Origin of the sequence: Mesorhizobium sp. Mes31 (genome assembly GCF_024519675.1) — a bacterium.
In the GTDB taxonomy this organism is placed as follows: domain Bacteria; phylum Pseudomonadota; class Alphaproteobacteria; order Rhizobiales; family Rhizobiaceae; genus Mesorhizobium.
Map to the genome: position 1 here is coordinate 145,402 of NZ_JALJRL010000010.1, position 24,482 is coordinate 169,883.

19 protein-coding genes are annotated in these 24,482 nt (G+C 61.8%); 8 read left to right on the top strand and 11 right to left on the bottom strand.

Annotation, left to right across the window (positions count from 1 at the left end; genetic code table 11):
- Window positions 1-5: 5 nt before the first annotated feature.
- Window positions 6-2,912: a hypothetical protein gene (locus NR193_RS18540; RefSeq protein ID WP_256752225.1), complete on the bottom strand. Its 2,907-nt coding sequence runs from the start codon at window positions 2,910-2,912 to the stop codon at window positions 6-8.
- Between the two features lie 366 nt (window positions 2,913-3,278).
- Between NR193_RS18540 and greA the strand changes: the two genes are divergently transcribed.
- Window positions 3,279-3,761, top strand: a complete 483-nt coding sequence (gene greA, locus NR193_RS18545; protein ID WP_256752226.1) for a transcription elongation factor GreA — start codon at window positions 3,279-3,281, stop codon at window positions 3,759-3,761.
- Window positions 3,762-3,884: 123 nt separating this feature from the next.
- Here greA and NR193_RS18550 read toward each other — a convergent pair whose 3' ends face one another.
- Complete coding sequence (locus NR193_RS18550) at window positions 3,885-5,054, bottom strand: NAD(P)/FAD-dependent oxidoreductase (RefSeq protein ID WP_256752227.1); 1,170 nt, start codon at window positions 5,052-5,054, stop codon at window positions 3,885-3,887.
- Complete coding sequence (locus NR193_RS18555) at window positions 5,054-5,758, bottom strand: class I SAM-dependent methyltransferase (RefSeq protein WP_256752228.1); 705 nt, start codon at window positions 5,756-5,758, stop codon at window positions 5,054-5,056. Before NR193_RS18555 ends, NR193_RS18550 begins: the two co-directional genes overlap by 1 nt.
- Before the next feature lie 290 nt (window positions 5,759-6,048).
- Here NR193_RS18555 and NR193_RS18560 point away from each other — a divergent pair, with 290 nt between their 5' ends.
- From NR193_RS18560 to NR193_RS18580, 5 genes are all read left to right on the top strand, one after another.
- Window positions 6,049-7,119 carry a type III polyketide synthase gene (locus tag NR193_RS18560; RefSeq protein ID WP_256752229.1) on the top strand — a complete coding sequence of 357 codons (1,071 nt, stop codon included), beginning with the start codon at window positions 6,049-6,051 and terminating at the stop codon, window positions 7,117-7,119.
- Between the two features lie 63 nt (window positions 7,120-7,182).
- Complete coding sequence (locus NR193_RS18565) at window positions 7,183-8,403, top strand: sulfotransferase (RefSeq protein ID WP_256752230.1); 1,221 nt, start codon at window positions 7,183-7,185, stop codon at window positions 8,401-8,403.
- A gap of 9 nt (window positions 8,404-8,412) precedes the next feature.
- Window positions 8,413-9,027 (top strand): ABC transporter substrate-binding protein, encoded by a 615-nt coding sequence (locus NR193_RS18570; RefSeq protein ID WP_256752231.1) that lies wholly within the window; start codon window positions 8,413-8,415, stop codon window positions 9,025-9,027.
- Between the two features lie 16 nt (window positions 9,028-9,043).
- The gene (locus NR193_RS18575) at window positions 9,044-9,757 is read left to right on the top strand and encodes an ABC transporter ATP-binding protein (protein ID WP_256752232.1); all 714 of its coding nucleotides are present in this window, start codon (window positions 9,044-9,046) and stop codon (window positions 9,755-9,757) included.
- Between the two features lie 3 nt (window positions 9,758-9,760).
- A complete protein-coding gene (locus NR193_RS18580; protein ID WP_256752233.1) occupies window positions 9,761-10,882 on the top strand; it encodes an ABC transporter permease in 1,122 nt (373 codons plus the stop codon).
- Window positions 10,883-11,341: 459 nt separating this feature from the next.
- On the opposite strand, the gene NR193_RS18585 is transcribed toward NR193_RS18580, so the two are convergent.
- The 4 genes from NR193_RS18585 to NR193_RS18605 all read right to left on the bottom strand — a co-directional run bounded on the left by NR193_RS18585 (window position 11,342) and on the right by NR193_RS18605 (window position 17,220).
- Window positions 11,342-13,195, bottom strand: coding sequence for a hypothetical protein (locus tag NR193_RS18585; RefSeq protein ID WP_256752234.1), 1,854 nt, complete (start codon window positions 13,193-13,195; stop codon window positions 11,342-11,344).
- A complete protein-coding gene (locus NR193_RS18590) occupies window positions 13,179-15,992 on the bottom strand; it encodes a hypothetical protein (RefSeq protein WP_256752235.1) in 2,814 nt (937 codons plus the stop codon). Before NR193_RS18590 ends, NR193_RS18585 begins: the two co-directional genes overlap by 17 nt.
- On the bottom strand, window positions 15,989-16,372 hold the full coding sequence (locus tag NR193_RS18595; protein ID WP_256752236.1) for a hypothetical protein: 384 nt from the start codon (window positions 16,370-16,372) through the stop codon (window positions 15,989-15,991). Before NR193_RS18595 ends, NR193_RS18590 begins: the two co-directional genes overlap by 4 nt.
- A gap of 617 nt (window positions 16,373-16,989) precedes the next feature.
- Window positions 16,990-17,220 carry a hypothetical protein gene (locus NR193_RS18605; RefSeq protein ID WP_256752237.1) on the bottom strand — a complete coding sequence of 77 codons (231 nt, stop codon included), beginning with the start codon at window positions 17,218-17,220 and terminating at the stop codon, window positions 16,990-16,992.
- Between the two features lie 234 nt (window positions 17,221-17,454).
- Between NR193_RS18605 and NR193_RS18610 the strand changes: the two genes are divergently transcribed.
- Window positions 17,455-17,868 carry a DOPA 4,5-dioxygenase family protein gene (locus NR193_RS18610; protein WP_256752238.1) on the top strand — a complete coding sequence of 138 codons (414 nt, stop codon included), beginning with the start codon at window positions 17,455-17,457 and terminating at the stop codon, window positions 17,866-17,868.
- A gap of 290 nt (window positions 17,869-18,158) precedes the next feature.
- On the opposite strand, the gene NR193_RS18615 is transcribed toward NR193_RS18610, so the two are convergent.
- Both NR193_RS18615 and NR193_RS18620 read right to left on the bottom strand, forming a co-directional pair.
- Window positions 18,159-18,527: a response regulator gene (locus NR193_RS18615; protein ID WP_256752239.1), complete on the bottom strand. Its 369-nt coding sequence runs from the start codon at window positions 18,525-18,527 to the stop codon at window positions 18,159-18,161.
- Window positions 18,528-18,543: 16 nt separating this feature from the next.
- A complete protein-coding gene (locus NR193_RS18620; protein WP_256752240.1) occupies window positions 18,544-20,808 on the bottom strand; it encodes a PAS domain S-box protein in 2,265 nt (754 codons plus the stop codon).
- A 383-nt stretch (window positions 20,809-21,191) separates the two neighbouring features.
- Here NR193_RS18620 and NR193_RS18625 point away from each other — a divergent pair, with 383 nt between their 5' ends.
- Entirely contained in the window at window positions 21,192-21,335 is a 144-nt protein-coding gene (locus NR193_RS18625) for a hypothetical protein (RefSeq protein WP_256752241.1), read from the top strand.
- Between the two features lie 34 nt (window positions 21,336-21,369).
- Here the strand turns inward: NR193_RS18625 and NR193_RS18630 are convergent, their stop codons facing one another.
- Together NR193_RS18630 and NR193_RS18635 are read right to left on the bottom strand one after the other, a co-directional pair.
- A complete protein-coding gene (locus NR193_RS18630; protein WP_375162715.1) occupies window positions 21,370-23,577 on the bottom strand; it encodes a cation:proton antiporter in 2,208 nt (735 codons plus the stop codon).
- A 203-nt stretch (window positions 23,578-23,780) separates the two neighbouring features.
- On the bottom strand, window positions 23,781-24,473 hold the full coding sequence (locus NR193_RS18635) for a DUF2270 domain-containing protein (RefSeq protein ID WP_256752243.1): 693 nt from the start codon (window positions 24,471-24,473) through the stop codon (window positions 23,781-23,783).
- Window positions 24,474-24,482 lie beyond the last annotated feature (9 nt).

Genomic DNA, 24,482 nt, shown 5'->3' on the forward strand with positions numbered 1-24,482 from the left:
TCGCTTCAAAGCGTTGTTAGAGTTAGTCGGAATGTAAAGGCAACGCCCGTCTGGGAGAACGACACTGCAACATCTGAGATGTCAGTTTTCGCAGATGTTAACGCCCTCAGTTTGCGAATACCGGTTGATCCCTCCGTCACAAGCGCGTCATCCATAGGGGCGGCCATCTCATGCTCAATTCTCGCTCGTGAATAGCTCTCACGCCCTACTTCAAATTGCGACGCCACAGTCACATAGATAGTCGTGACGGTTCCATCGACCTTCTCGCTGACGCTGAGTTCGAGAGATCCGCCCTTCAGCCCATACCGGGCAGCATTATGCACCAGAATGTAGAGAGCATCGTACACGTATTGATATCGGTGGCCAACTATCCGGGTGCCGGACTCCTCTGGCTCAGACACCTCGGGAGCAAATCCTGCAACCTGCTCGGCCACTTCCATTCTCACTACCTGAAATAGCTCCTGCAGCGTGGCAGAGGGCGTCGTTTCCTTTGGAGCGGCAAACCAGGCACTAATTTGCTGAAGTGTCTCGGCAACTTTCTCATTCACTCTTCGCACAATTGCTCTTGCTTGGTCATCGTCAGCGCCAGGCTCTGGAGTCCTTCGAAGGTCCTCCTTCCTTAGCAAAAGCTTTTCACCGCGCCATCTCTCTAACTCTCGCTGAATTTCGGTTAGGTTCGGTTGCAACAGCAACCAGCAGGATTGGAAAATTATATCAATCGCTTCAGGTATCGAGCCTTTGCTCAACATCGATTCGCAGACTTGCCGCACTGCGAATTCAAGTAGATTATACTCACTAATACGCACGTGTGGCACAAGTAATCCCCTAGGTTTCTTTTCAGACCGGACTTGAAGTCTCTCCCTAGGAAAGAGTTTTACTTCATCGCCGAACTTAGACAACCATGACCGCAACCCATATTCGTAATTCACCCTGTCAGATCCGCACTGATTTAATAGTTCTTCGACTAAATCGGACGCACTTTTTATCAAAGTTCCATGAAAAGTTCCGTGTCTAATGCGCCGCCCTATGTATGAATCAACGCCATATGCCTTATTGCAACAGAATTCATTGTACGCGGCGTCTACCAAGCTAGCTACTTGGAGTGACGGGTCTATAAGAATCTCTATCTGATCATCAATCTTAATTTCCTGATCAGGAATACCTTGATCTACAGCGGTAAGGTCGATCTGTCGAAGGGGGCCAGCCAGCTTTTCAAACATCCATTGCTTAAAGCGAACCGAATCGACATAAAGTCGTTGCGAGTCAATATCATGACGAATTAGCGCTAGTTTATTTTCTAACGCTAACGACCTAGCTCTCTCTAGCAATACGTTATTGTCGGTTTGATGCCCATACCATTCTAATATCATCGTAGAGGCTTCATTCACCTCGTAGGCAGACTTGTACAGTTTATAGCATTGTATAAGAAAAGATTCATTCCACATTGCCATATAAAACTTCGCAACTTCAGGTGCCAACTTGTGAATAAATTTTAGAAGACTAAGTATTGATCTGTCAAAATCATCAATTACTATTTTCTCTGTTGCGCTTCGCATATTAAATTCGGAACTTATTTTTGGTGAGGCTTCAAATTTGAGGCTTGCTCTGATGAACTCATAGAGGTTGTCTTCTGATTTTGGCGGCAATGCTGCGTCAAGTTCGGCTTCGCTCAAGAGGTGTGGAACGTTCTGGGTGGCGTTCATCAGGGCCACAAGATCAAGGCCATTGCAGTCGCCCAACGAATATCCATGTTCAACGAGATGGGCGAGCCGCAGTGTCCGTTGGAACTCATCGTCAGGGACTATTGTCGGATCAGCTACGCCCGATGGTTGCATATCTCTCAGCGTCATTACGGAGCGCACTAGGGAGTTGTGGTCAGTGCTTTCAAAAAACGGCCGCTCTATTCCAAAGATGCCGTCAAATCGAGGACCGGCATACCTTTCGATTGGGGCGTAGAACTTCGCTAACCGCTCATCCGAAAGCCATGCATTTGCCATGCAGAAAGTGCCTTGGCCATCGAGAGGCCCGTGAGTTGTTTCAAGAGTGAGGGCGTCGAATGCTCCTTTTGTTCGTGCTTTGAGGTAAGAGTCACTCAATTCTACGGGTAGATTGAACCTTTCTGCGGTTTCATTTATCGGAGCAAGTGCGCTCCCAAGGATGCGACTTTCAAGAATAAACATTAGGGCATCGGGTAAGGAATAGGAAGAAAGTGCTCTCAGATGCTGAACCCATCCTTCGTCACCTCCACCAAATGGAGAGAAGTGGTAATGAAGTATCCGTCTTGAAATTAACGAAAGTCTCTTGTCATTTGCCAGCCTAAGGAACATTCTTCGAGAATCAATGTAATCTCTGTCTAACGCGTATGATTCGTCCACCGCTCGATGAAGAGCGTCACGACTGTCTCTTATGATCTCTGTATAAGGCCGTATTGCCGAAATTATGGTGCTGTTATTAGCGAATCGCCTCGAAAGGCATAGGTATTTTCTGTTTATATGAAATGAAAAACCAATTTCATTCGCAAAAATACTTGTTACACTTTGAAGTAAGTTTGTATCCATCTCCTCAACGGATCGATTTAGGTCAGCTACGGCTGCCAGATATGTCTTGAGTTTTTGCGTGTGCCGAATCATGCGCCGCACTAGTAGCGAAGTAAGTGCGGACTGGCTCAGATGGTCGAGCGGTGTCAGATACCCCATGCGAGGGGGTCTTGTCGGAAATGGCAGCGAAACGATAACGCGGCCTTCGGTCTGCGATTCCGCAATCACAGCCAGCGCTATTTGTAAGTCACCTGCGGTACAAACCGAGTATAGGCGATCTATAACGTCTGCTGATACCGCTTCGTCACGAGATGCTATGATCCCGCGAACGAGATTTCTCGCCTCGGTGGAACTCATTTCCATCAATTTTTGCATTACTTGGAACGCCTACCCGATTCTCGCAAAGGCACTTTTCGCACGGCGCGTCTTTGCTGGCAAACCTCTCATTCGACCCTGCTCGTCGAAACCTTCGCCGATCTGTATTCAATCGCCGCGCAGCCCACGATGAATATGAACCCTTTCAGAATGATGGCTCGATAAGAGCACTTTCTGCTCACTAAGGGCTCAAATTCCCGTCGGTTGGTTGCATCGTATACACGTTGCAGGTCACGTGCGGCTCAAGTGCGGAATTTGCAGGCTCACAAGCCCCGACCGCCAAAGCCAGCCGTCGAATTGTTGAAGCTTTGTTGTCGCCTATGGGTTATCCCCTAACCAACACTGTTCGACACGGAGTGCGACCAATTGAGCGTAGCCTTTGCCAAGGAGGAAAGCGCCGAGGCAGCATCGGAAACCATCCTGCCGGCTCGCCCTATCTCCGATCGGATCAACCTCGTCACCGAGGCGGGCCTCAAGATGCTAAGGGATGAATTGGCGCGCGCTCAGCTGGCTCTCGAGACCGCCAGCGTGCTGGAAGATGTCAACGAGAGGCGACGGCAGTCGGCGGTTCCGGTTCGCGATGTCACCTATTACGCCGAACGCGTCCGCACGGCTCAGCTTATGCCGGTGCCGGCGTCCAATGACGTGATCGCCTTCGGTCACACCGTCACCTTCGCGCGTGATGATGGCCGCACCCAGACCTTCCGCATCGTCGGTGAGGATGAGGCCAACCCGTCCCAGGCTTCCATATCGCATGGTTCGCCGGTTGCCATCGCACTGATTGGCAAAACCGTTGGCGAAATTGTCCAGCTGGGGCAGCGCCAACTCGAGATCCTGTCCATTTCCTAGTTGGAGATCGGGGTAGAACGTACGATCGAATTGCGGCATGGTCTGTGACCTCTTCACGGTCAACCGCCATCGTGACGTTTGGTACACCGTCGGCTGACGCCCAGCGAGCAGTGCTGCTTGACGTCAAAAGCCCGGAACGGGTTGGGTCTTTCCACTCAGTCGAGCGCCGAGTGTCAAAGCCGCCGGAAAATTCTTGATCACGGCGCGCATGGCCGCCGCGCCGCCTGGCCCAAGCGCTATTCGGGCAATCAAGGCCGCGGCACGCAAACGGGTCGAGAATTGCCGACGCCATTGCCTTTCGTAGCGATGTCCGGCCTCGTCGTGGCCCTCGTGACCTTTGCCCAGCGCGACCAGTTCCCGCGCAAGGAGCCAGCCGGATTGCAGCGCCATCGAAATCCCTTCCGCGATTACGGGATGTGACTCACCCGCGATGTTGCCGACGCGGAAGATGCCCTGATCATAGCCAGCTCGAATACCGGGATGGATCGGTCCCGCGGCGAGCCATGGGCCATTCAATTCGGCACCGGCCAGCACAGTTCCCACGCCCCGGCACGAGGCCACGACGTGGCGCCATACGGCATCCGCCGCCGCGATGTTTCCATAGCGCTGGCGCAGCCCGGACAGAACATCCCGGCGGATACAGCAGGAAATTGAAACCCGGCCATGGTCCGCCGTTACCATTCCACCATAGCCGCCCGGGAATACCAGCAGCGGCATTAGGTCGGGCGCCAGCGCGGCGCCGGTAAAATGGGCCTTGAACCCGAAAAGGTCGGAAGGTCGGCTTGTTCTTTCAATCTGGCTTGGGAGTTTTCCAGGTTCCCAGGATCCATGCGCGGCAATGATTACAGGTGCGCTCAAAACCTTTTCTTGCTGTCCCGCCTCCACGGTCACAAACTGCAAATCATCGCGCCGACGAATGGCGACGGCCTTGCAAGGCTGGAGAATCTCGACACCCGCACGTTCGGCGGCCTGCAACAGGACGTAGTCCAGACGATCGCGGCCGAGCGCGCGGCCGAGACCCGTCCTGGCGCGCGGCATTCGCGCCTCGGCCGAGACATCGCCCGAAAAGAACCCGACGCGACGTATTTCGGGGCCGGCTTCCGCGCGCCAGGTCTCGCCGACGCCCAACCGGTCGAGCAAGACAAGGCTGGTGCCCGACATGAATTCGCCGCAGACCTTTCGGCGAGGAAACGCGGCCTTCTCCACCATTGCCACCGACCAACCATGCTGGGCCAGCGCAATGGCGGTGGAACTGCCGGCGGGGCCAGCACCGATGACTATTGCGTCGTGCATCACTTGGCGCCGGGCATGGTGGCACCGACAAAACCTTGAGTGAACAGGCCTTTGCGGGCCTCCATCACCGGCGTTCCACCTGCCAGTTGCCACAATTGTGAAAGTTCCGTGCCGCGAAAACCGGCGCGGACACTTTGCGCCGCGTCATTCAGTGTAACCGCGCAGGCGCCGATCAGTCGCAGGAACCGCGTCGCGACAAGTGGCACCTTGGCCCTGAGCGGCTCCGTCGCGACGAGCATCGGGGCCATCGTCATGATGCGGGAAAACAGCTCCAGGAGGCGCGTGTCGTCGAAGTGATGGAGGATGAGGTTGGCGCAAACAAGATCGAAGGGCCTGTCCGCTGTCCAATCGAATATATCGGCGGTTACGGGTTGCGCCCGCCAACCAAGTTCAGCGAAAGCGTCGCACACATCCTTGCCGATCAGGTCGATCCTGTCGACCATGACGATCTCCACGTTGGGCCAACGCCGCGCCATCAGCCGCGCCACTGTCAGCATGAACTTTCCGTCACCGGCGCCCAGTTCGAGGATGCGCCGCGGCGGCGTCGGCACGTTCGTTCGCAACAGCGATGCCATGATCCTGGCCTGGAACATCAATGCATTGATGCGAACGAGATCACGACGGGATGCAATCGCACCAGGATCGTCGGCCGGGAGGCCGTCGAGGAGCTCTGGCTCCAGATACCTGATGTTTATGTCGGTCATGCGCTGGATCGGAAGTCCAAGGCTTCAGCCGGCAATCCGGCAAATAGAATTCGGTCGTACCTTATGGCCGCGCGCTGTTCGTGGCGGAACTCGCATGTGAACTCAATCCGCACGGCGAAGCCGAAGGTCGGCCCCTTTCATACAAGATCGGAGGCTGGTATCACAGTTTGCCAATGAGAAATATCGGCACGGCGCAATAAAATACCTTATGCCGACGTTTGCCTTAGGAAACGCTTCCCCAATTCCCAGACCTCTTGTGAGACCCGATTGGGCTCATTGTTGGAGCAATTTTGTCCGCTCAAGCGCATCTGAACCGCATTGCCACGTGTGTCCCCGAACACGACGTACATGAATTCTACCTTCGTTACGGAGCTTCGCTGCTTGAAAACGATGCCCAGCGCCTTACGCTCTTCGAGCGCATGGTCGCTCTCGCCGGCATCGAACATCGCTATTCCTGCTTTGCGCCCGCCGACGATCCGCGCGGCGGGGCAATCGACCGCGACGGCACCTCGGTCAGGGGCTCGTTCGCCAGCACCGCAATCCGTATGCAGATGTACGAAGCCGCCGCGCCGGAGCTTGCGCAGCGGGCGGTCGACAAGCTTCTGGCCGACGACGACCGCTCGCTGATCACGCATTTGATCGTGACGAGCTGCACCGGCTTTTCGGCGCCTGGCATCGACCTCGAGCTGGTGCAGCGATGCGGCCTGCCGACGTCGGTCGAGCGCACCATCGTCGGTTTCATGGGATGCTATGCCGCCATCAACGCCTTGAAGCTGTCACGCCACATCGTGCGCTCCGACCCGAAAGCCCGCGTGCTGATCGTCAACATCGAATTGTGCACGCTGCATTTCAAGGAAGCCACCGAGCTCGAGAAGCTGATCTCGTTCTGCCTGTGGGGTGACGGGTGCGCGGCCGCGCTGGTAACGGCCGAGCCGCACGGCATCCTGCTCGAAAGCTTCCACGCCATCGTGGCAGTGGAGCGCAAGGAGCTGATGAGCTGGCGCATCCGCGACGACGGCTTTGACATGGTGCTGTCCGGCCAGGTCCCCGGCGCGGTCCGTGAGACGCTGCGCAACGAGCATCCGGCCATCCTCGGCGGCAGGCCCGCCAGGGAGATCGATTTGTGGGCGGTGCATCCCGGCGGCCGCTCGGTGCTCGACGCGGTCGAGCGCGCCCTCAAACTGGAGCCGGCCGCGCTCGTGCTGTCGCGCGAAGTGCTGCGGAAATACGGCAACATGTCATCGGTAACCGTGATGTTCGTGATGGCCGAAATGCTGAAGGAGCCGTCGGGCTTGCTCGGCTGCGGCATGGCGTTCGGACCGGGATTGACCACCGAGACCATGATGTTCCGGACTGCCTGACGAGGTCTTCACGGTGACCTGGCCGGTTTGAACATCTGAACCTATGGATCATAAGTTTCCTTGATGATGCCATCGAACAATGTCCGACACCGCATCCGAGCTTTCGCAGCCCGTTGGCTGGTGCCCTATTTGCCGTATCCGCACTTCATGTGCGTGGCACCTCTTGACGCCGTGCTGCGGATCCTGCGGCGCGCGGAAGGCCAGATCCCTCCCGCTTACTGGCCGCGCCTGGTGCTCCTGCTCCTGCTTTCCGGGATCAGCACGGTCGCCTCCCTGCCGGAGCGCGTGATCGTTGGGGCATGGCTGCGGCTGCGGCCTCCCCGAATGGAGCGGGACAACGCCCCTGTGTTTGTCCTCGGCTACTTCCGGTCCGGGACGACGTTTTTGCAGAACCTGCTGGCAGCCGATCCGAACCTGAGATCGCCGAGCTGGCCGCAGGTCCTTGCCCCCCAGACGTTCGTCGTCGGTTGGTCGGTCCTGCGCTATCTTTTCGTACCCCTGCTGCCGTTGACGCGCCTCAACGCGGTCGTGCCGGTGGGCGCCAGGCTGCCAGCGGAGGACGACTTCGCGTTGAACAATATGGGTGGGATGTCCGTCCTGGCGGGACGCGCCGTGCTTCCTCGCCGGCAGGCCTTCTTCAATCGATTTCACGATCTCGACGCGCTTTCGGCGGATGAGTTTGGCCGCTGGCGCTCACATCAGTTCGCTTTCGTCCAGAGGCTTGCTCTCGTTGCGGGCGGGCGGCGACTTCTGCTCAAGTCGCCGAGCCATACGGCGCGCGTCCGCTACCTCCTGGAACTGTTTCCGGGCGCCAAGTTTGTCCACATCTCCCGTTCGCCGGAAGTCGTGTTCCGGTCCAACCTGCTTCTGGCGCGCGAATTGCAACGTGCATTCGCCCTGCAGCCGCCATTGCCCGATGACGAGCAGGAGGAGATCATCACCCGCGAATATCTCGCGACAGAGATGCACTATCTGGCGGATAGAGCCCGGATTCCCGCGGCCGACCTCGCGGAAGTGCGGCTGCAGGATCTCACCGCCGACCCCGTGGGCGAGATGAAACGCATCTACCGTGAATTGGGCCTGCCATTTCCCCGCGGCAGCGAGGAGCGGATGCTGCAGGTCGCCGCGACGTTCGTCAAACAGGTGCGTAACCGCCATCCCGACCTGACGGAAAGGCAGAGAGCGCACGTGGCTCGCCTCGAACCGCTGGCTGCCGCTTTTGGGCATGCGCCTGCGCAGGTTGCCGAGACGCTCGATGTTGACAGCCAACAGCGCATTGGATGACATAAGATCATGACAGCAGGCCGATGGTCGCACGCAAGCTGGGCAGCTTTGGCCCGGCTGTTGCTTGTCCCCGTGTTACTCGCGATCTGCGCCCCATCGCTTTCGGCCGCCGCCGACGAGCAGAGTGACGCGGTCAAGTTGGTTGAGACCGTGCGCCAGGCGGCGATCGTGCTTGGGCACGGTGGATCCGCCGAGGGGCAGCTCCGCTCCATCTCCGCGGCGTTCGATGGTAGGGGGATCGCGCAAGCCGTGCTCGGGACGTATTGGCGCCGGGCGAGTGCGGAAGACCGCGCCGCGGTGACCGATGCGCTTCTTTATGCGATTGCACACAGGCTGGCCGACAGGCTGGAGCGGACACAGGACAAGACCTTCACCGTGCTCGGCACAAAGGCCCTGGCTAACGGCGACATCCTGGTGCGCAGCGAATTCCGCCGGCCGCTCCACCGCCCAACGTCCGTGGACTGGCGTGTCCGCCACTGCCGCGGACAACTCTGCGTCGGCGATGTCTTTGTCGACGGCGGCTCCGTGACCGTGCAGCAGCGGGACCGCATCGCCCAGTTGCTCGCCGGCAATGGCGGCTCGATCCCCGCGCTCGTCGTCGATCTCAGGAAAGGCCGGGTATGACGTCTCGCTCGTGCTCATGTCCCCCCTCGTCGAATTGAGCAATGTGGGCCGCGACTTCGACGGCGGCCGCATTGTCGCCGTTGACGACGTGTCGCTGGTGATCGGGAATGACGAGACCGTCGCCATTGTCGGCCGCAGCGGGAGCGGCAAGTCCACGATCCTGAACCTGGTCTGTGGGCTTGACCGGCCGACGCGCGGCGAAGTTCGGTTCGAAGGTCGGGCTGTCAACGGCAGGGCTGCATGGGCCGCCGTCCGGGCCAGCAAGATCGGGATCGTGTTCCAGAATTTCTCCCTGCTCCACTCCTTGTCGGCGCGCGAGAACATCGAGGTGGCTTTGCTGGGAAACCTCGGCGGAGTGCGGCAGCGTCGCGCTCGCGCGCTCGAACTTCTGGCACATTTCGGTCTTGCCGAGCGCGCTACACTTCGGCCGGCCGAGCTTTCGGGCGGCGAACGCCAGCGGCTTGCCATTGCGCGGGCGCTTGCAAACCGTCCGAAGCTTCTCGTTGCGGACGAGCCGACAGGAAGCCTCGACGTGCAGACGAGCCAATCCGTGATGAGCATCATTGGCAACGTGCATCGCGAGTTCGGTACCGCGGTGATCGTGGTGACGCATGACGAGGACGTGGCCGCACTGTGCGCCCGGCGAGTCGAGATCTCCGACGGCCGCATCCGTTCGGACAGCGCAATGGCGGCGATGTCGACGCCCGCGCCGGCGTCGCGGATGCGCTGACCCATGACAGAGCTGACCCTTCCCCTGCGCGGTCTCATTGCGCGTCCGCTTCGCACCCTCCTCACGGTTCTCGGCATCGCCTTGGCGGTGGCGGGGTTTGTGGCACTGACCGGCCTGACCGCTGGCGTGCAGCACTCGTTTGCGTCGGGAATCGACGAGAACGGCGCGGACCTGGTGGTAAGCCAGCGCAGCGCGTTCAACCTGGTGAGCAGCACCGTACCCAAGTCCCTGGGCTCCGGGCTTTCCGCGGTGCCAAACGTCGAGGCCGTATCGGGGGTTCTGCTCAACATCACCACTGCCGACGACGCTGCAAACATTGTCATGGCCGGCTGGCCGAGCGGCAGCTTCCTGTGGAAAGACATACACCTCCTGGCGGGGCAAATCCCCGCACCGGGGGACCAGTGGTCCGTGATCCTCGGCGAGTCGATCGCCAGCGCGTTGGACAAACGGGTCGGTGATACTGTCGAGCTCCAGTTCCAGCCCTATCGGATTGTCGGCATCGCGTCGTTCTCGTCCATACTCAACCAGAACAGCGCGATCGTTCCGCTCGAAGGGCTGCAGCAACTCCTGTCGCGGGAGGACGTGTTCACCTTGTTCGAGGTGAGGTTGAAGCGCCCGCTCGACAAGAACGCCATCGCTGTTGCCCGAACCGGGCTCGCCGCAGCCGCGCCGGGGTTCGCGGTAGGCGACACCGAGCAGTTCGCCAGCAGCATCCGCGTCTTCGATCTGCTTCAGGCGATTGCGCGGACGATTTCACTGGTTGTCATGGCGATGGCCTGTGTCGCCATTGCCAATACACTTCTGATGGCCGTGAACGAACGGACGTTCGAGATTGGAGTCCTCGCAGCGCTGGGCTGGTCTCCGCGGCGGATTCTTCGGCTCATTCTCATCGAGGGCGTGATCATGAGCGCGGCCGGCGGGGTTATCGGGATCATTCTCGGCGCCCTTACCATGGAAATGGCGGCGAAGACGAAGTTCGCGGCTGGTCTGATCGTGCCTTACCTGTCGGGCTGGTCGATCGCGCAGGCGCTGATCTTCGTCTTCATCGCTGGGCCCCTCGGCGCGCTCTATCCGGCCTGGCGCGCCACGCGCCTTCTCCCCGCCGAGGCGCTCCGCAGGATCTGACGCCGGCGGGTCGAGTATCTGTTGACTCAGCGGATCATGCGGGGCTTGGAGGAGCCGGAGCGTGGTGACGGGCGATGTCTGCCCTCAAGAAACGGCAAAGCGGTTCTCAACGTCCGACATGCGGCGCATTGCGAACAGCCATTGGTAATGCGCAACGCCCTTTGGTGCTCGATCCAGGAGGCAACGCAGTCACGCCCCTCCTCTTGGTTAACCGAAGCCAGCCGTTACAGCAGGATCGGGGATGGCGGAGCGCCTATCCTGCTGGAGTACCCCTGGCGAGGCCGCACGATTTGGACCGACAAGGCTGCCTTGGGGCCGGACTGGGTTAAATGTCCGCTATCAGTTTTTGGGTGTCAGAAGCCGCCAGTGCGCTCTCGGCGTGTTCTTTCGGAAGCGACCGAGCAGATCGTGGCTAGTTGGCCCATTCCCACTGCTTTGCTCGCGCCATAAAGGCAGACATCATGAGGTGCGCTTGCGCCGTCGTAACAAGCTGAACAGGAATATGACAATGAAGAAGATCGCGAGGCACCACCACAGGCACGGAGGCAGCACGTGAATCCCCCCAAAGCTTATCCCGGCGATAACTATTTCGGTGAAATCGCGCTCGATAGCGCCGATCGCACATCTCCCACCGCCGTCTGCCCGCGTGTGGCCAAGTAAATCGATGCCGCCGACGACCGGATCGGTGATGCAAAGCTTCCAGCCGCCAGCGCCACGCACAGCACTATAAACGCCAGGGGCGTAGCTGCTGTCGAGGCCGGGGTCCTTCACCTGGGCTGCCGCGCCGCATGTACTGTCTGGACTTTGCAGGTTGGGGCCGATCGCTGCAGGCGTACTCCCCGCGGCGCAGTTACCGCCGCTGTTTGAAAAAATAGCGACGTTTCCGAGCTCCAAAGTTGCCCCGCTGGGGCCGGCCAGGCCGGCAGCCGCATTGTTTGCCACGACGGAGTTGACGAGGCGAAGGCGTGAACCCGAAACGGTGCTGCCCGAACTGGTATTGCGCGCAAGAATTGTGTTGCCGACCGCCGAGTCGGCGCCTGCCAACGCCAATGCACCGCCGTCGTCTGCAGCGCGATTGTCGACGACAATCGACCGCGTCATTCTTAGCTGGTCGCCAGGTCGGGGCTCGGTCGCATTTGCAAGACCCGGAAAGACGCCCTGCCAGGGTTCTGGGAGCGGCGCAGCGTTCCAAGCAGCGATGGCGCCGCCGACGTGGCCGGCGGTGTTCTTGCGGAGCACCACGCCGTCAGCCGCAACTTGTCCGGCAAATACCAAGGCGCCGCCTTCGTCGTCGGCCGTATTGCCGTCGAAAGTCGCGCGCGCAATCATCAGGCGCGGCAGATCGATCCATTCGTCGGCACTCCAGATGTTCTCGCGCGGCGGCCGGCCATAGCTCGCAATGGCACCGCCGACACGCGCCGCGTTGGCCTCGAACGTTGACTTAGTTACAGAGAGGCGGGCGCCGATCGCAAGGATCGCGCCCCCAAGGCCGGTCGAGCCGTTTCCGACGAAGTCGCTGTCAGTGATTTCGACATCGGACCGTACAATGGTCAGCGCGCCGCCAGTCGATCCGAACGCGCCGCGCGCCGCTTCAGGACGCATTCCGTTCTCTACGAAGCGGCTGGAGCGTATCCTTACGCGCGCGTCCGTGAACAAGAGGCTCGCACGGTTGCCGGCGAAGGTCGATCGGTCAATTGTGACCTGCCGCGACAACGCTACCCGATCCGGGGTTGGCCACGCACCGCCGGCGATCGGGTGATCCCCGTTGCCGGTGAATTCGCAGTCCGCGATCGCCACGGTTTCGGCGTCGACCACGGCGCTGCCAGTCGCTTCCGCCTGCACGTCGCCGTTGCGGTTAAAGTGGCTATTGCTGGCGCGCAGCGTGCGCACCAAGAAGGCGGACGGACTTTCCTCAACGGTCACATTGTCGAGCACGACGGTGGCATGGTCGCCGGCGACGATCGAACCTGCGACCGCCGCGTGGTTGGTGAGCGTTAGCCCAGTCAGATACAGCGACAACGCCGTCGTAAACATCGGGCCGTTACCGGGGCCGGACAGCGTTACAGTCTGTTCGGCGCGGATCGTGCGTGACGACGGTATGTTGCGCGTTGCGGTGATCGCGATGTGATCCTCGCCGGACGGGCACCGGATCACGATCGAGCCGGGTTGGCCGAGCGCGGTGGCGAGGTTGAGCCCGCCCGCCGCGTCATCGCGGCCGCACACGGTGACGACCTGTTCCTGCGCAACCGCGCTGCCGGCGAAGAGCATGAACCCCATTGCAAGCGCTGCCAGGCGTCTAGAACAGATCATCAAGCGCCCCCCCTTCCTCGGCCTTGCGAACCGGTTTCTCCTCGTCGTCGAGGTCGATGTAGATGCGCCGGCCGACCGACCGGCAGTTCGCAGCCTCCGCCGCCGGCACGGCACTGATCGTGAAGCGCGAGTCGCCTTCATGGTTGACCACGCCGCACGCGCGCCGGTCCGCGCCGAAATCCTCGTCCTCCGGCTCGAACTCGAGCGTGCGATCGTCAGTGGTCGTATAGGTGACATCGTCGTCAGCGGATGCCTTTTCCCAATCGGCAACGCGCCCGGCATTCTTGGCTCTAACCGCATCAATGAAAGCGTCGAGCGAGCGCCCGAAGCGATCCTGCTGCGCCACCTCCAGGAAGCCCCAGCTCGAGCCGTCGACATCGATGCCGTCGTGGTCATAAAGCGCCACGAAAATGTCGGCGCGATCGTCGGGATTATCGAGGGCGAAGCAGCGGATGGAGTCGATAGCGTAAAAATGTGTGTCGATCGATTTCCAGCAAGACGGACTGAAATCGTCTGGCAGGCGAGGGCGCAGGCCGCATACAAAGGCACCGGCGATGCAGTTGTTGTTAGAGAAGGATTTGAGCGGCTTGCCATCGTCGAAGCCGAAGTCGACGTCCTTGCCGTCGAAACGCAAAAAATCCCGGACGCGGTTGCGGGGCCGTGGCTGCCCGTTCTCGATGACGATGGGCGCGCGCGTCATCAATGTGGTCGGAACGCCGACACCATAGTCGGTTGCCGGCGCACCGATATAGATCTTGATGCCGAGAGGTAGATTGGCTCCAGCCGGCCGCCCCTCGTCATCGCCGCCCGCAGTCAGAAGCCAGCCGTTGCCGCTCACATAGGCTTCGCGCCCGAAATGCCGATACTGCTGCGCGCGCGGTGTGGACTTGTCGATCGCGATGTCGAGGATCATCGGATCGGGCCGATAGCGCGAAGTTGAGTAGAATGACAGTTGGCCGAAGGTTGCGGGCTGAGCCTTGCCGCCAGGTGCAAAAATGTCGTTTCCTGTCCACATCTGAAGCGCCGCGATCATCGTGTCGGCGCCGGCGACGAGCTCAGTCAGCGGGCGGCCATCGTAGAATTGCTGATTGACCTCGCTGCGGCGTCGAAACGGGATCAGCCGTCGGCCTTCGAGCGAGCCGACCGCGGCCTTGGCCGCCGAGAGGTCGAACAGCGCCGCCGCGGCCGTCACGACGGCCTTGTCTTTGTCGTCGCACGGAGCGTCGGCGCCGCGCTGGAGCCCAGCGAGGTCGTAGTTCCAACGCACGTCGCAGGCGTAGTCGATGAGGTTCAGCAGGGAAAAGTGGCTGAGCCGCGCATAGGGTTTCGCGTTGTATTCGAGGAAATCTTCCTCCGCGATCCGTTGCATGCGTTCCAGCAGCCACTCGCGCACGTCGTCGTTGAGGTCGGCGACGGTGTCGAAAGCCTCGCGGTTTCCGGCGCGGGCAAGCTCGGCCATCATCAACTTGTTCTTGAGATAGCGCGAGGTGTTTTGCATGAGGAGGTGGTTCTCGGTCTCGTCCAGGCTCACCAGGAGCACCGAGCCCAGGATCACCACAATCGCGACCACAGCCGCTACCGCGGCGGCCGCGGCGGTCGCGCCTCCCGCCAGTGCAATGGTCGCCAATGCCGCGCCGATCGCCCAAGCAACCGCGGCGGCCGCTACGACTATGAGCAGCGATGCAAGAAAACGCCAAAAACTGTCCCAGAACGATGGGTCGAGTTCCTCGGAGCCATCCTCGTTGTAGCGCCCGACACCGGGATCGCTGCCGGTCCCGTCGACCGTATCGACGGCACTGCCATATTGGTTCTGCTCGTTGCCGCAGTCGAAGACGAGATTGAAGGTTTCACGCGCCGTCGCATCCCCCGGCGAGGATCGCAAAGACAAGAAACGGGTGTTGAGACGTTCGAGCGCCTTATCGACGTCGAAGCCCACACCATGGCCGCGTTCGGCGACGCGGTAGAGGACATGGGCTATTCGAGTGTACTCAAGCACACCCATGTCCCAGTCGCCCTTCACGTCTGCGCCGGAAAACTCGGAAAGACAGGGCAGACCATCCGTACCAGCCACTTCGGGCGTTACGGTGCCGCCTTCTTCCGTCCATGGTCCGTGACGATCATCCAGGAGCACAGCGCGTATCTGTCGGGCGAGGCAGGCGCGAGTTAAGCTCACTTGAACGCGGCTATCGCCCGGCGGAAAGAACACATATGCGACGCTCGAGCATGGCCCCTGATCATCCTCGGCGCGAAACCCGAACCAGTCTTCATAGACGCGGTTGACGACGTCCTGCGCCGGGGCGTTTCGGGGCAGCGCCCGCGCCTCCGGGCAGCGCCCGCGGCTGTCGGGCTGGCCAAGATAGGACGCCGGATCATCGGGCGAGCGGCAGCGCGCGAGCGGGCGCCAGGCATCGATGACCGCTGCGGGTTCGGCAAGCGCGCCGTGGCAGACCGGCCGGCCTACGGCAGTCGAGGTCGGGTCGATCGACGCGTCTGCCAGCACCGCCGCCTTACCCAAGACAAGGGTCAGCGGCCACGCGGCGAGGTCCGGTTCCTTTGCCCCCGTCGCCGGATCGTCCGGAAACCCCTTCTTGCCGAACCGACTAGCGAGCACGAACCCCTGAACGAACTCATACTCGTTGCCACAGGCCATGACGAGGTGGAGGCGCTGCGCACGTTCCGCGAAACCGTCATGCGCCGCCTGGCCGTTGGTCGCAGCCGGGCCGAGGTCAACCGCGGTTTGCGCCGCGGCAGGCAGCGCCGCTGCCAGGAACAGCAAAATCGCGGCAAGGGACCGCGTCATTGCCCGGCCGCCAGCATCGGGTTTGCCTGCTCACTCGCGACGAAGCTACGGATGTCGGGCGTGACGCAGACAAGATCCTGCGGCGTCGCCTCACGCCAGACGTAGCCATTGGCGCAGGTCTTTGGGCCAAATGGACCGGGTACCCAAAGAAGCGGTGCCCGAGCGTTTTCCGCAGCGACGCGTCTTCGGCTGGTGTCATCCACACACACAGTGTCGGAAGGCAGCGCTCTTCGCGGCGCAAGTGACGCCGGGCAAACTGAAACGATCGGTCCGGCGGTTGCTTCAGTCGCCATCATCATGATGGTGACCGCAATTTCGATGTACAGCCGCAAAATTGCCAAGGCCTTCGCCAGGCTGGCCTGGCTGTATGTACGTTTCATACGCACCCCCAACCAGTCGAGATCATACCAGCAACCCGAGGTGCTCGGGCACGTACCGAGCGCGCTGGCTTGCCCAGTCCAAATCTCAATATTTCCGAACTAGAGTACTGTCTTATCTTCCTAACTGGAACGTTCGATTCTGAATGTGAACCGTTTCATGTTTCTCGGAGGTTCGCCCCACGTGGTCGATGCCGTCGTGGCGGGGAGCGAGGGCTGGGGGTTGCGGTTGAGCAGCCATAGAAGCCCGAGCAGGAGATAAGCAGAGCGTCGCCCATACCATCAGCCAGATGCCCTGGTGTCGCGACGAAAGCGAACCACATGTCGTTCCTTCGCGATGTGGCGACCCTTTTTTAGGACATCTCGCTCCGCCTTCAGTTTCGCTATCAGCCGTTCAATCTCTTGCTGCTTCGGCTCATCTGGCGCACGCGCGCAGTCTGACTGTAGTCACTGAAGGAGTCACTCGGCAGCGCTATGATTCAGAGCGATGGCCGCCTTTGGCGGTCGCTGGAATCATTATAGACGTCCAACTTGCGGCGCAGTCCCGACTTCCTGTCGGCAAACCGTCGGGCCGGCCGAGCAACGGCGCGCTTGGGATCGCCCGCACGCGGTTCTACCGGCTAGTCCGAAAACCTCACGCTCACGCCGCGCTGCCGAAAATAAGCCTGCATCAACTTGCGGCCCGAGCGGTTGCTCTGCGCCAACTTGGCCGGATCGAACACCGCCTGTTTTATCCCCTCTCGCGCCAGCGCTGCCTTGAGCGTCGCTATATGTGCGTCGATGTCGGCATTGTCCGCCCGCAGCGAGGCATAGATATTTTCAGTCGCCTCGGCCACGGTCAGTTCGTTCATAGGTGTCGTCCTTTGGTTGGTTGGGCGGCGGCTTAGCACAGATTCGGCGCTCCGCCGATACCGATGAGACGTCGGTGCACAGCGCCCGGGTTTTGGTAAGCGACAAGAGTGTCGCTTCGAACTTGCACGGGTAGATGTCAGCCAATTCGCGATGCCGCACCGACTGCAGACAAGGCGTCCGTGCTTCGGATACAGTTGCGCCGGGAGCGACACTCATCGAGGGAGGATATCGAGGTGAACGAAGCCGGTCCAAGGCCGCTCTCTGAGATTGCCAGCTATCATGCCCACATCTACTACGACGGGCAAACCGAGCGGCAACATGCCGAATGGCTGCGCCTTCGCATCGGGGAACGCTTCCGCGTACGGCTGGGCGCCTGGCACGACCAGAAGGTCGGTCCGCATGACCAGGCCATGTACCAGGTCTCGTTCGCCAACGAGATTTTCGGCTCGCTCGTTCCGTGGCTGATGCTGAACCATGGGGAGCTCAGCATCCTCATCCATCCGAACACGACCAACCCCCGGCGCGACCATCTGGTCGACCCGATCTGGATCGGCCGGCCGCTGGCCGTGCACGGCGATATCCTTCCGGAGGATCATGAGGCGGAAGAGGCGCTGGAGCCCAATACCGTGCCTTCGCTCACGGCATAACGGTTCCCGGCGCGACCGCGACCTCCAATGGGCGCCGTTTTCGCCCCTGATGCATCAACGCGCGCGCCATCCTACTTGAACGCCCCCGAGAAATTCGCGCTGGAATTGAACCCGCAAGGCGCCGGCGATTTCCGAGATCAAGGCTGGGGCTCGCGCCGGCGACAGCAGCTCTTCCTCAAGTCGGCGGACGAACCGCACCGGCTCTGTCTCGGGGATAGGTATTCATCCGTTGAATCGAGCTTTGACGTCAACTTGCTGTTCGCCAACAGTCTTTTCCGGTTCGCTCTCTGCTAGGCGAGCAGGCCGTGAATTGTGGCTGTAACAGCCGCCGGCGCATAGGGCTTGGGCAGGAACACGCCGCCGCTCGGCATAGCGTCCCGGGCCGGCCGTTGCTTGCCCGAGGTGATGATGATCTTGACTGGCGGCCAGCGGTCGCGCACGGCGGCCGACAGGCGCAGGCCGTCCATCGAACCCGGCATGTCGATATCGGTGAACAGGATGGCGATGTCCTGCCGGCTCTCCAGTATGCGGATCGCCTGGTCGGCGTTGCTCGCCTCCAGCACGTCGAAGCCCGCCTCGCGCAGATCATCGGCGATGGCGAACAGCAGGAAGGCTTCGTCTTCGACGACAAGGACGGTGACGAGGCTTTGAGTGGTCATGGCATGCCCTATGTAGTCAGTAAGGTGCTGTCGGCAACTGGGGTGCCGGCGCATCCAGCACGCATTCGACGCCGTCGGGGTGGTAGTCGATCCGGACCGCTCCGCCGAAGTCGGTGCCGAAGACGCGCTCGATCAGGAAGCGGCCGAAGCCGCGCCGGCTGGGCGGCGTCACCGGCGGGCCGCCGCTTTCGCGCCAGCGCCAGGTCAGCCTGATGTCGCCGGGCCTGTCATGCGACGGCTGCAGCGACCATTCGATCGCCACCTTGCCGTCCGGTGTCGACAGCGCGCCGTATTTCAGCGCGTTGGTGGCCAGTTCGTTGACGGCGAGCGCGAGCGTCAGCGCCATCTTCGGGTTGATCGGCAGCGCCGGGCCCGAAATCGAGATCTGTTCGAGCGGGAAGGCGGCGATGGTGTTGTCCACCACCTCGCGGATGGAGGCGCTGGTCCAGCGGGTCTTGTTCAGGATGTCATGGGCATTGGCGAGCGCGCGCAGGCGCTCGTTGAAGGTGGCGCTCGCCGTGGCGATATCGGTGTTCCGCAAGGTCTGCGAGGCGATGGCGGCGACCATCGCCAGGATGTTCTTGATGCGGTGTTCGAGCTCGTGGGTCAGCAGCTCCTGTCGCGCCTGCGCCTCGCGCCGGTCGGTGATATCCTGCATGACGCCGAACATCTTGACCGGCTTGCCGGTCTCGTCATGGACGAAATCGATGTGGCGCGACAGCCAGCGCAACTCGCCAGTGTCGGGCCGCCGGATGCGGTATTCCACGGCCGGCACGGCGGTGCCTTGCTCGCGTGTCTCGCGGTTGGAGCGGACGTCCTTGTCCTCCGGAATGACGATGTTTTCCAGCACGGAGATGGGTACGCTTTCGCGCGGCGACAGCCCCCAGAGACCCCAGAAGCCCTCGGAGCCGACCACGGTTCCGGTGGCGATGTCGAGTTCGAGTGCCGCTATGCCGGCTGCATTTTGCGACAGCTGCAGGCGGCGCTCGCTTTGCAGCAGGGCCTGTGCCACCTGCTTCTGATCGTCGATATCGGTGTTGGTGCCGATCCAGCGCAGGATGGCGCCGCCGGCATCGCGGATCGGGACGGCGCGCGCAATGAACCAGCGATAGATGCCGTCATGCCGACGCAGCCGGAACTCGGTTTCGTAGAATGTGCCGGCGGCCAGCACCTGTTGCCACTTTTCCGCGGCCGCGACGATGTCGTCGGGATGCACGATATCGGCCCAGCCATGACCGTCGAGCTCGCCCGCCTTCGCACCCGAATAATCGTAGACGCGCGGGTTGAACCAGTCGAGCAGCCCCTCCGGCGTTGCCGTCCAGACGTGGTTCGGCATCGCCTCGGCGAAAGTGCGGAACTGGGTCTCGCTCTGGCGCAGCGCCTGTTCGGCGATCAGCCGGTCGGTGACGTCGACACCTTGCACGAAGATGCCGAACACCTCGCCCGCGGGGTTGCGCACCGGCTGATAGACGAGGTCGATGAAGCGCTCTTCGCTCGCGGCACCAGGTGTGCGCTGCAGCTCGGCCTTCAGCGCGTAGCCGATGAAGGCCTCGCCAGAGGCGAAGACCTGGTCGAGCAGTTCGAAAAACCCCTGGCCCTCGACCTCGGGCAGGGCCTCGCGAACCGGCTTGCCGATCACGTCGCGGTGCCCGACCAGCTGCATGTAGGCCGCGTTGGTCAGCTCGAACACATGTCGGGGGCCTGACATCATGGCCATGAAGCCCGGTGCCTGTTCGAACATCTGGCGCTGCCGGTCGCGCTCGCTCGCCCGCCAGCGCTCGGCGGCAACTTTCCCGGTCACCTCGATGACGATGGCAATGACGCCGGCTGGTTCGCCGCTTTCGTCGAGGACCGGTGAATAATCGAGATCGAGCCACACCTGTTCCGGGTTTCCGGTTCGGTTGAGCGTCAGCTCCTGCTCACGATAGGCGAGCGTGCCGCCGGCCAGGCACACCTTCATGATGTTGTCGTTGAAGTCGGCCACTTCGGGCCAGCCTTCACGCACCTTGGAGCCGAGCAGTCGCGGGTGACGGCCACCGGCAAATTCCGAATAGGCGTCATTGTAGATCATGACGCCATCCTCGCCCCACAGCATGACGATCGGCACGTTCGAGCGCAGGATGAGCGACACAGCCGTCTTCAGGCTCTGCGGCCAGACCTCGATCGGTCCGATCGAGGTCGATGCCCAGTCGAACGCGGCGATCAGGCAGCCGAGCTGGCCACCGCCGGCGAGGAAGGCATGGCCGCGATCTTCTATAGCTGTTTTGCTGGTTGGTGGCATGGCGTCTCGCGGATCGGTCGGCGTTTGTTCGAATTTCGATTGGTCGTCGCTAACGTGTCAGGTACCGGAAGCCGCTCACCATTGTCCCACCTCAGCCGTCACAGCCCATGAAGCCTGGCGCCACGAGCGCGCGCTGCCGGACTTTCTCGCATTCGATGAAATCGTGATCATGCGCATCCCCCCGACGGCCAAAACCCGGGACAGGCCCGATCGGTTCCCGATGGATGGGTATTTTCCTTCGAATGCCACAGGCCTGGCGACGCGATGGTCTGCTATTCGATCTATTTTCTTTGCCAGCCGTTAATCCGGTTTCTTTGCAAGCCGTTAATCCGGGCATGTTCTTATTAAGCGACTACTAATGAGTCGTCATGCGGGGGGTCGCAATGACCAAGAATCTCGGCAATGCACGTTATGTGGCGCCAAGGGACACAAAAGGTTCCTTCTTCAGCAAGGCCGCGCCGGCGCTGTTTCCACTGGTCGTGGTGGCGCTGGGCTATGTGATCGGCCGGCAGTTCTTCGGCCTGTAGCCCACATGCGCGGTCGCTCGTTCTAGTCGCGCGCCTACGCTTCGAGCCCGCCACCCACCTCCGCCCTGGCTTCCGCGGGGCGGATACGCTCGCTGGCCAGAAGCACGACAGGGCAGGCGACGGCGGCAAGCACCGCCGTGGCGGTGTCGCCGAAGAACAGCTCTTCGCCCGGCCTTTGCGTGACGCCCATCACCACCATCGCCGCCCCCTTGGCGACCTCCCTGGCGATCGCCCTGTCGGGCGTGGCACGGGTGCGCAGCGCGGTGTCGACCTGCACGCCGTAGCGAGCGGCCAGATCGGCGATATCCTTCAGCATGGCTTCCTCGCGCCGGTGCGAGACGGAGGTGGCCCCTTGTCGTGCCGCCTGCGACACATAGAGAACCTTGACCCGCGCCCGGTGCGGCCGCGCCAGCGCCAGGGCGAAATCGGCGGCGCGGCGCGAGACTTCCGTGCCGTTGACAGGGACCAGTATGGTGGTGCCGGCTCTCAGAACCGGCATCTTGGCCGCGGATCTGGCGCCGTTCAGCACCAGGCATAGCGGACCGTCGAAGCCGCCGGTGATGTCGTTGAGCGCGCCGGTGAAAGATCCCTTGGCCGTCACCGTGGTCTCCAGCCCGACCAGCAGCAGGCCGTATCCCTTGCGGGCTTCCTGGGCGATCGTGTCGGCGGTGGCTTCGGACTCCGTGCGGGTGGTCAGATGCACCTTCTCGACCGATGTGTCCTCGGCCTTGCTGACGGCCCTGGCGCTTCTCGCGGCACCCTTCCTGACCTCGTTGCGCGCCAGTTCAGGGCCCTTGTCGCCGGCCGGGCCGGCGATCCTGCCGTCCTTGAGGTGGAGAAGCGTGGTCGGCATGCCGCTGCCGCCGCCGATCAGCCCCGCCAGATAGGCGGTGAACTTGCCGACGGGGCTGTCATCGACCAGCAGCAGGAGCCGCTCCAGCTTCGAGACGAAGCCGCGCTCGTCGAGCAGCTCGCGTTCGACGCGCTGCTTCTCCGCATGTCCGACCGGCAGCCGGCCGAGCGCCCAGCGCAGCATTGGCGGCATGGCGAGCGTGGTGATGACGGCCATGGTGACGATCATGGTGAACAGGTTGTGCGAGAGGATGTTCATCGACAGGCCGATGCTGGCGACGATGACCTCGGTCGAGCCGCGCGCGTTCATCGCGCTGCCGACGGCGATGGCCTCCTTCAGCGACATGCCGGCCAGCCTGCCGCCGATGAAGGCGCCGCCGAACTTGCCGATGCTGGCGATGGCCACCAGCGCCAGCGTCAAGAGCGCCAGCGTCGGATCGGTGAGCACGGTGAGGTCGGCCGAAAGGCCGGCCATGCCGAAGAAGATCGGCATGAACAGAGCGGTGATGACGCCGCGCAGCTGACCCTCGATGTGGTCGGACAGGATCGGCGATTCACCGACCAGGATGCCGGCGACGAAAGCGCCGAGCACGGTGTGGACGCCGATCAGATTGGTGATCAGGGCCATCACGCCCATGATGATGAGGATGACGGTGATGACGGCGTATTCGCTGCGGAAGGAATCGTTGCTCCAGCGGATCAGCGTGAACACCAGGCGGCGTCCGAGGGTGAAGGAGAACACCATGAACAGCGCCACCTCGGCCACGGTGGTGATCAGCGGCAGCACCTGCAGGCTGCCATTGGTGGCGATGCCGAAGGTGATGGCGATGATCAGCCAGCCGATCGTGTCCTCGATGATCGCGGAGGAGATGATGACCTGGCCGAGATTGCGGCGCATGAAGTTCATTTCGCGCACGACCATGGCGACGATCTTGACCGAGGAGATCGACAGCGCCGTGCCGAGGAAAAGCCCGGCGACGATGCGCTGCGTCGGCTCGGGCAACAGCGAGGCGGGCAGGAATTGCGCCAGCGCGAAGCCGCAGGCAAAGGGCACGATGATGCCGGTGATCGAGATCGAGAAACAGGCAGCCCCCACCCGGCGCACGAGGCGCAGGTCCGTTTCCATGCCGGTCAGTAGCAGGAGCAGGAGAATGCCGAGCTGCGAGACGGCGTCGATCATGCTTTTCTGCGCCGGGTCGGTCGAGAAGATCAGGTGCTGCGCGTCAGGCCAAAGCCAGCCGAACAGCGACGGCCCGAGCAGTATGCCGCCGATGAGCTGGCCCATGATCGCGGGCTGGCCATGGCGCTGGAAGATCTCGCCCAGGCCGCGGCCGACCAGAAGCAGAAGCACGATCTCGGCGACGAACAAGCCCTCCGCCGAACCGCCCATGCCGGAGGCGTGACCGACCGGCTGCGCGGCAAAGGCATGGCCTGCCGGCGCCAGGGCGAGAACGGCCAGCAGGACAGTGGCCGCAACAATGCGTGGCGTCGTTGCCGACTGACAGTTCATGGGTTCCCTCAAACACCGCGGTGGACTGACGGTGACAACGCGCCGGCCACCGTTTGCGTTGCAACCCTCGTCAGGCGCCAGCCTCAGACATGGACGTCGCCGAAGGACAGCTCGCCGTCATCGCGCGCCGCGAAAAAGACGATGGCAAGCAGGCTAGCATAGAATGCCACCACAATGACCACGATCACAACACCGGGAATGGGACCAAGGGCGGCGCTCTCGACGGCCTCGCGAAGCGAGCCGGCGAACCCGGTTCGGACGCCCGCGGCTTGAAGGCTGGGTGTCGAGATCTTCAGGCCCCAGGCCAGCAGCAGGATCAGGAAGAGGTAGATGTAGTTGCGGCGCAGGCGACGCGCCAACGCGGCACGTTGCGACAGCAGAAACTTCGGCGCGCGCAGGCCTTCGCCGACGATGAGCAGCCAATCCGAGGCGAAGTCGGGTTGCGGGGAGAAGATCTGCGCGAAATAATGACGCTCGAACTGGCGCACGCGGGCCCGGTAGAAGTCGAAGAACCGATAGCGGCGCGCCTCGATCCACAGCAGCAACAGGATCAGCAGCATGGCGAACAGCAGCACGCCATGATGCGCACTGGCCGTGGACAGCGACACCGAAAGCATCGCCGCCACCACGGTGATCGCCCAGTTCGTCGTCCTGTCGAGCCGATCGCGCCATCCGGCCATGCGCGCGATCTCGGCGCGGTGGAAATGCGACAGCGTGTTGACGCGCTCCGTCGATGAAAGTACGGGGCCCGCGGGCTTTGCCGACGCATCGTTCATGGCATCCTC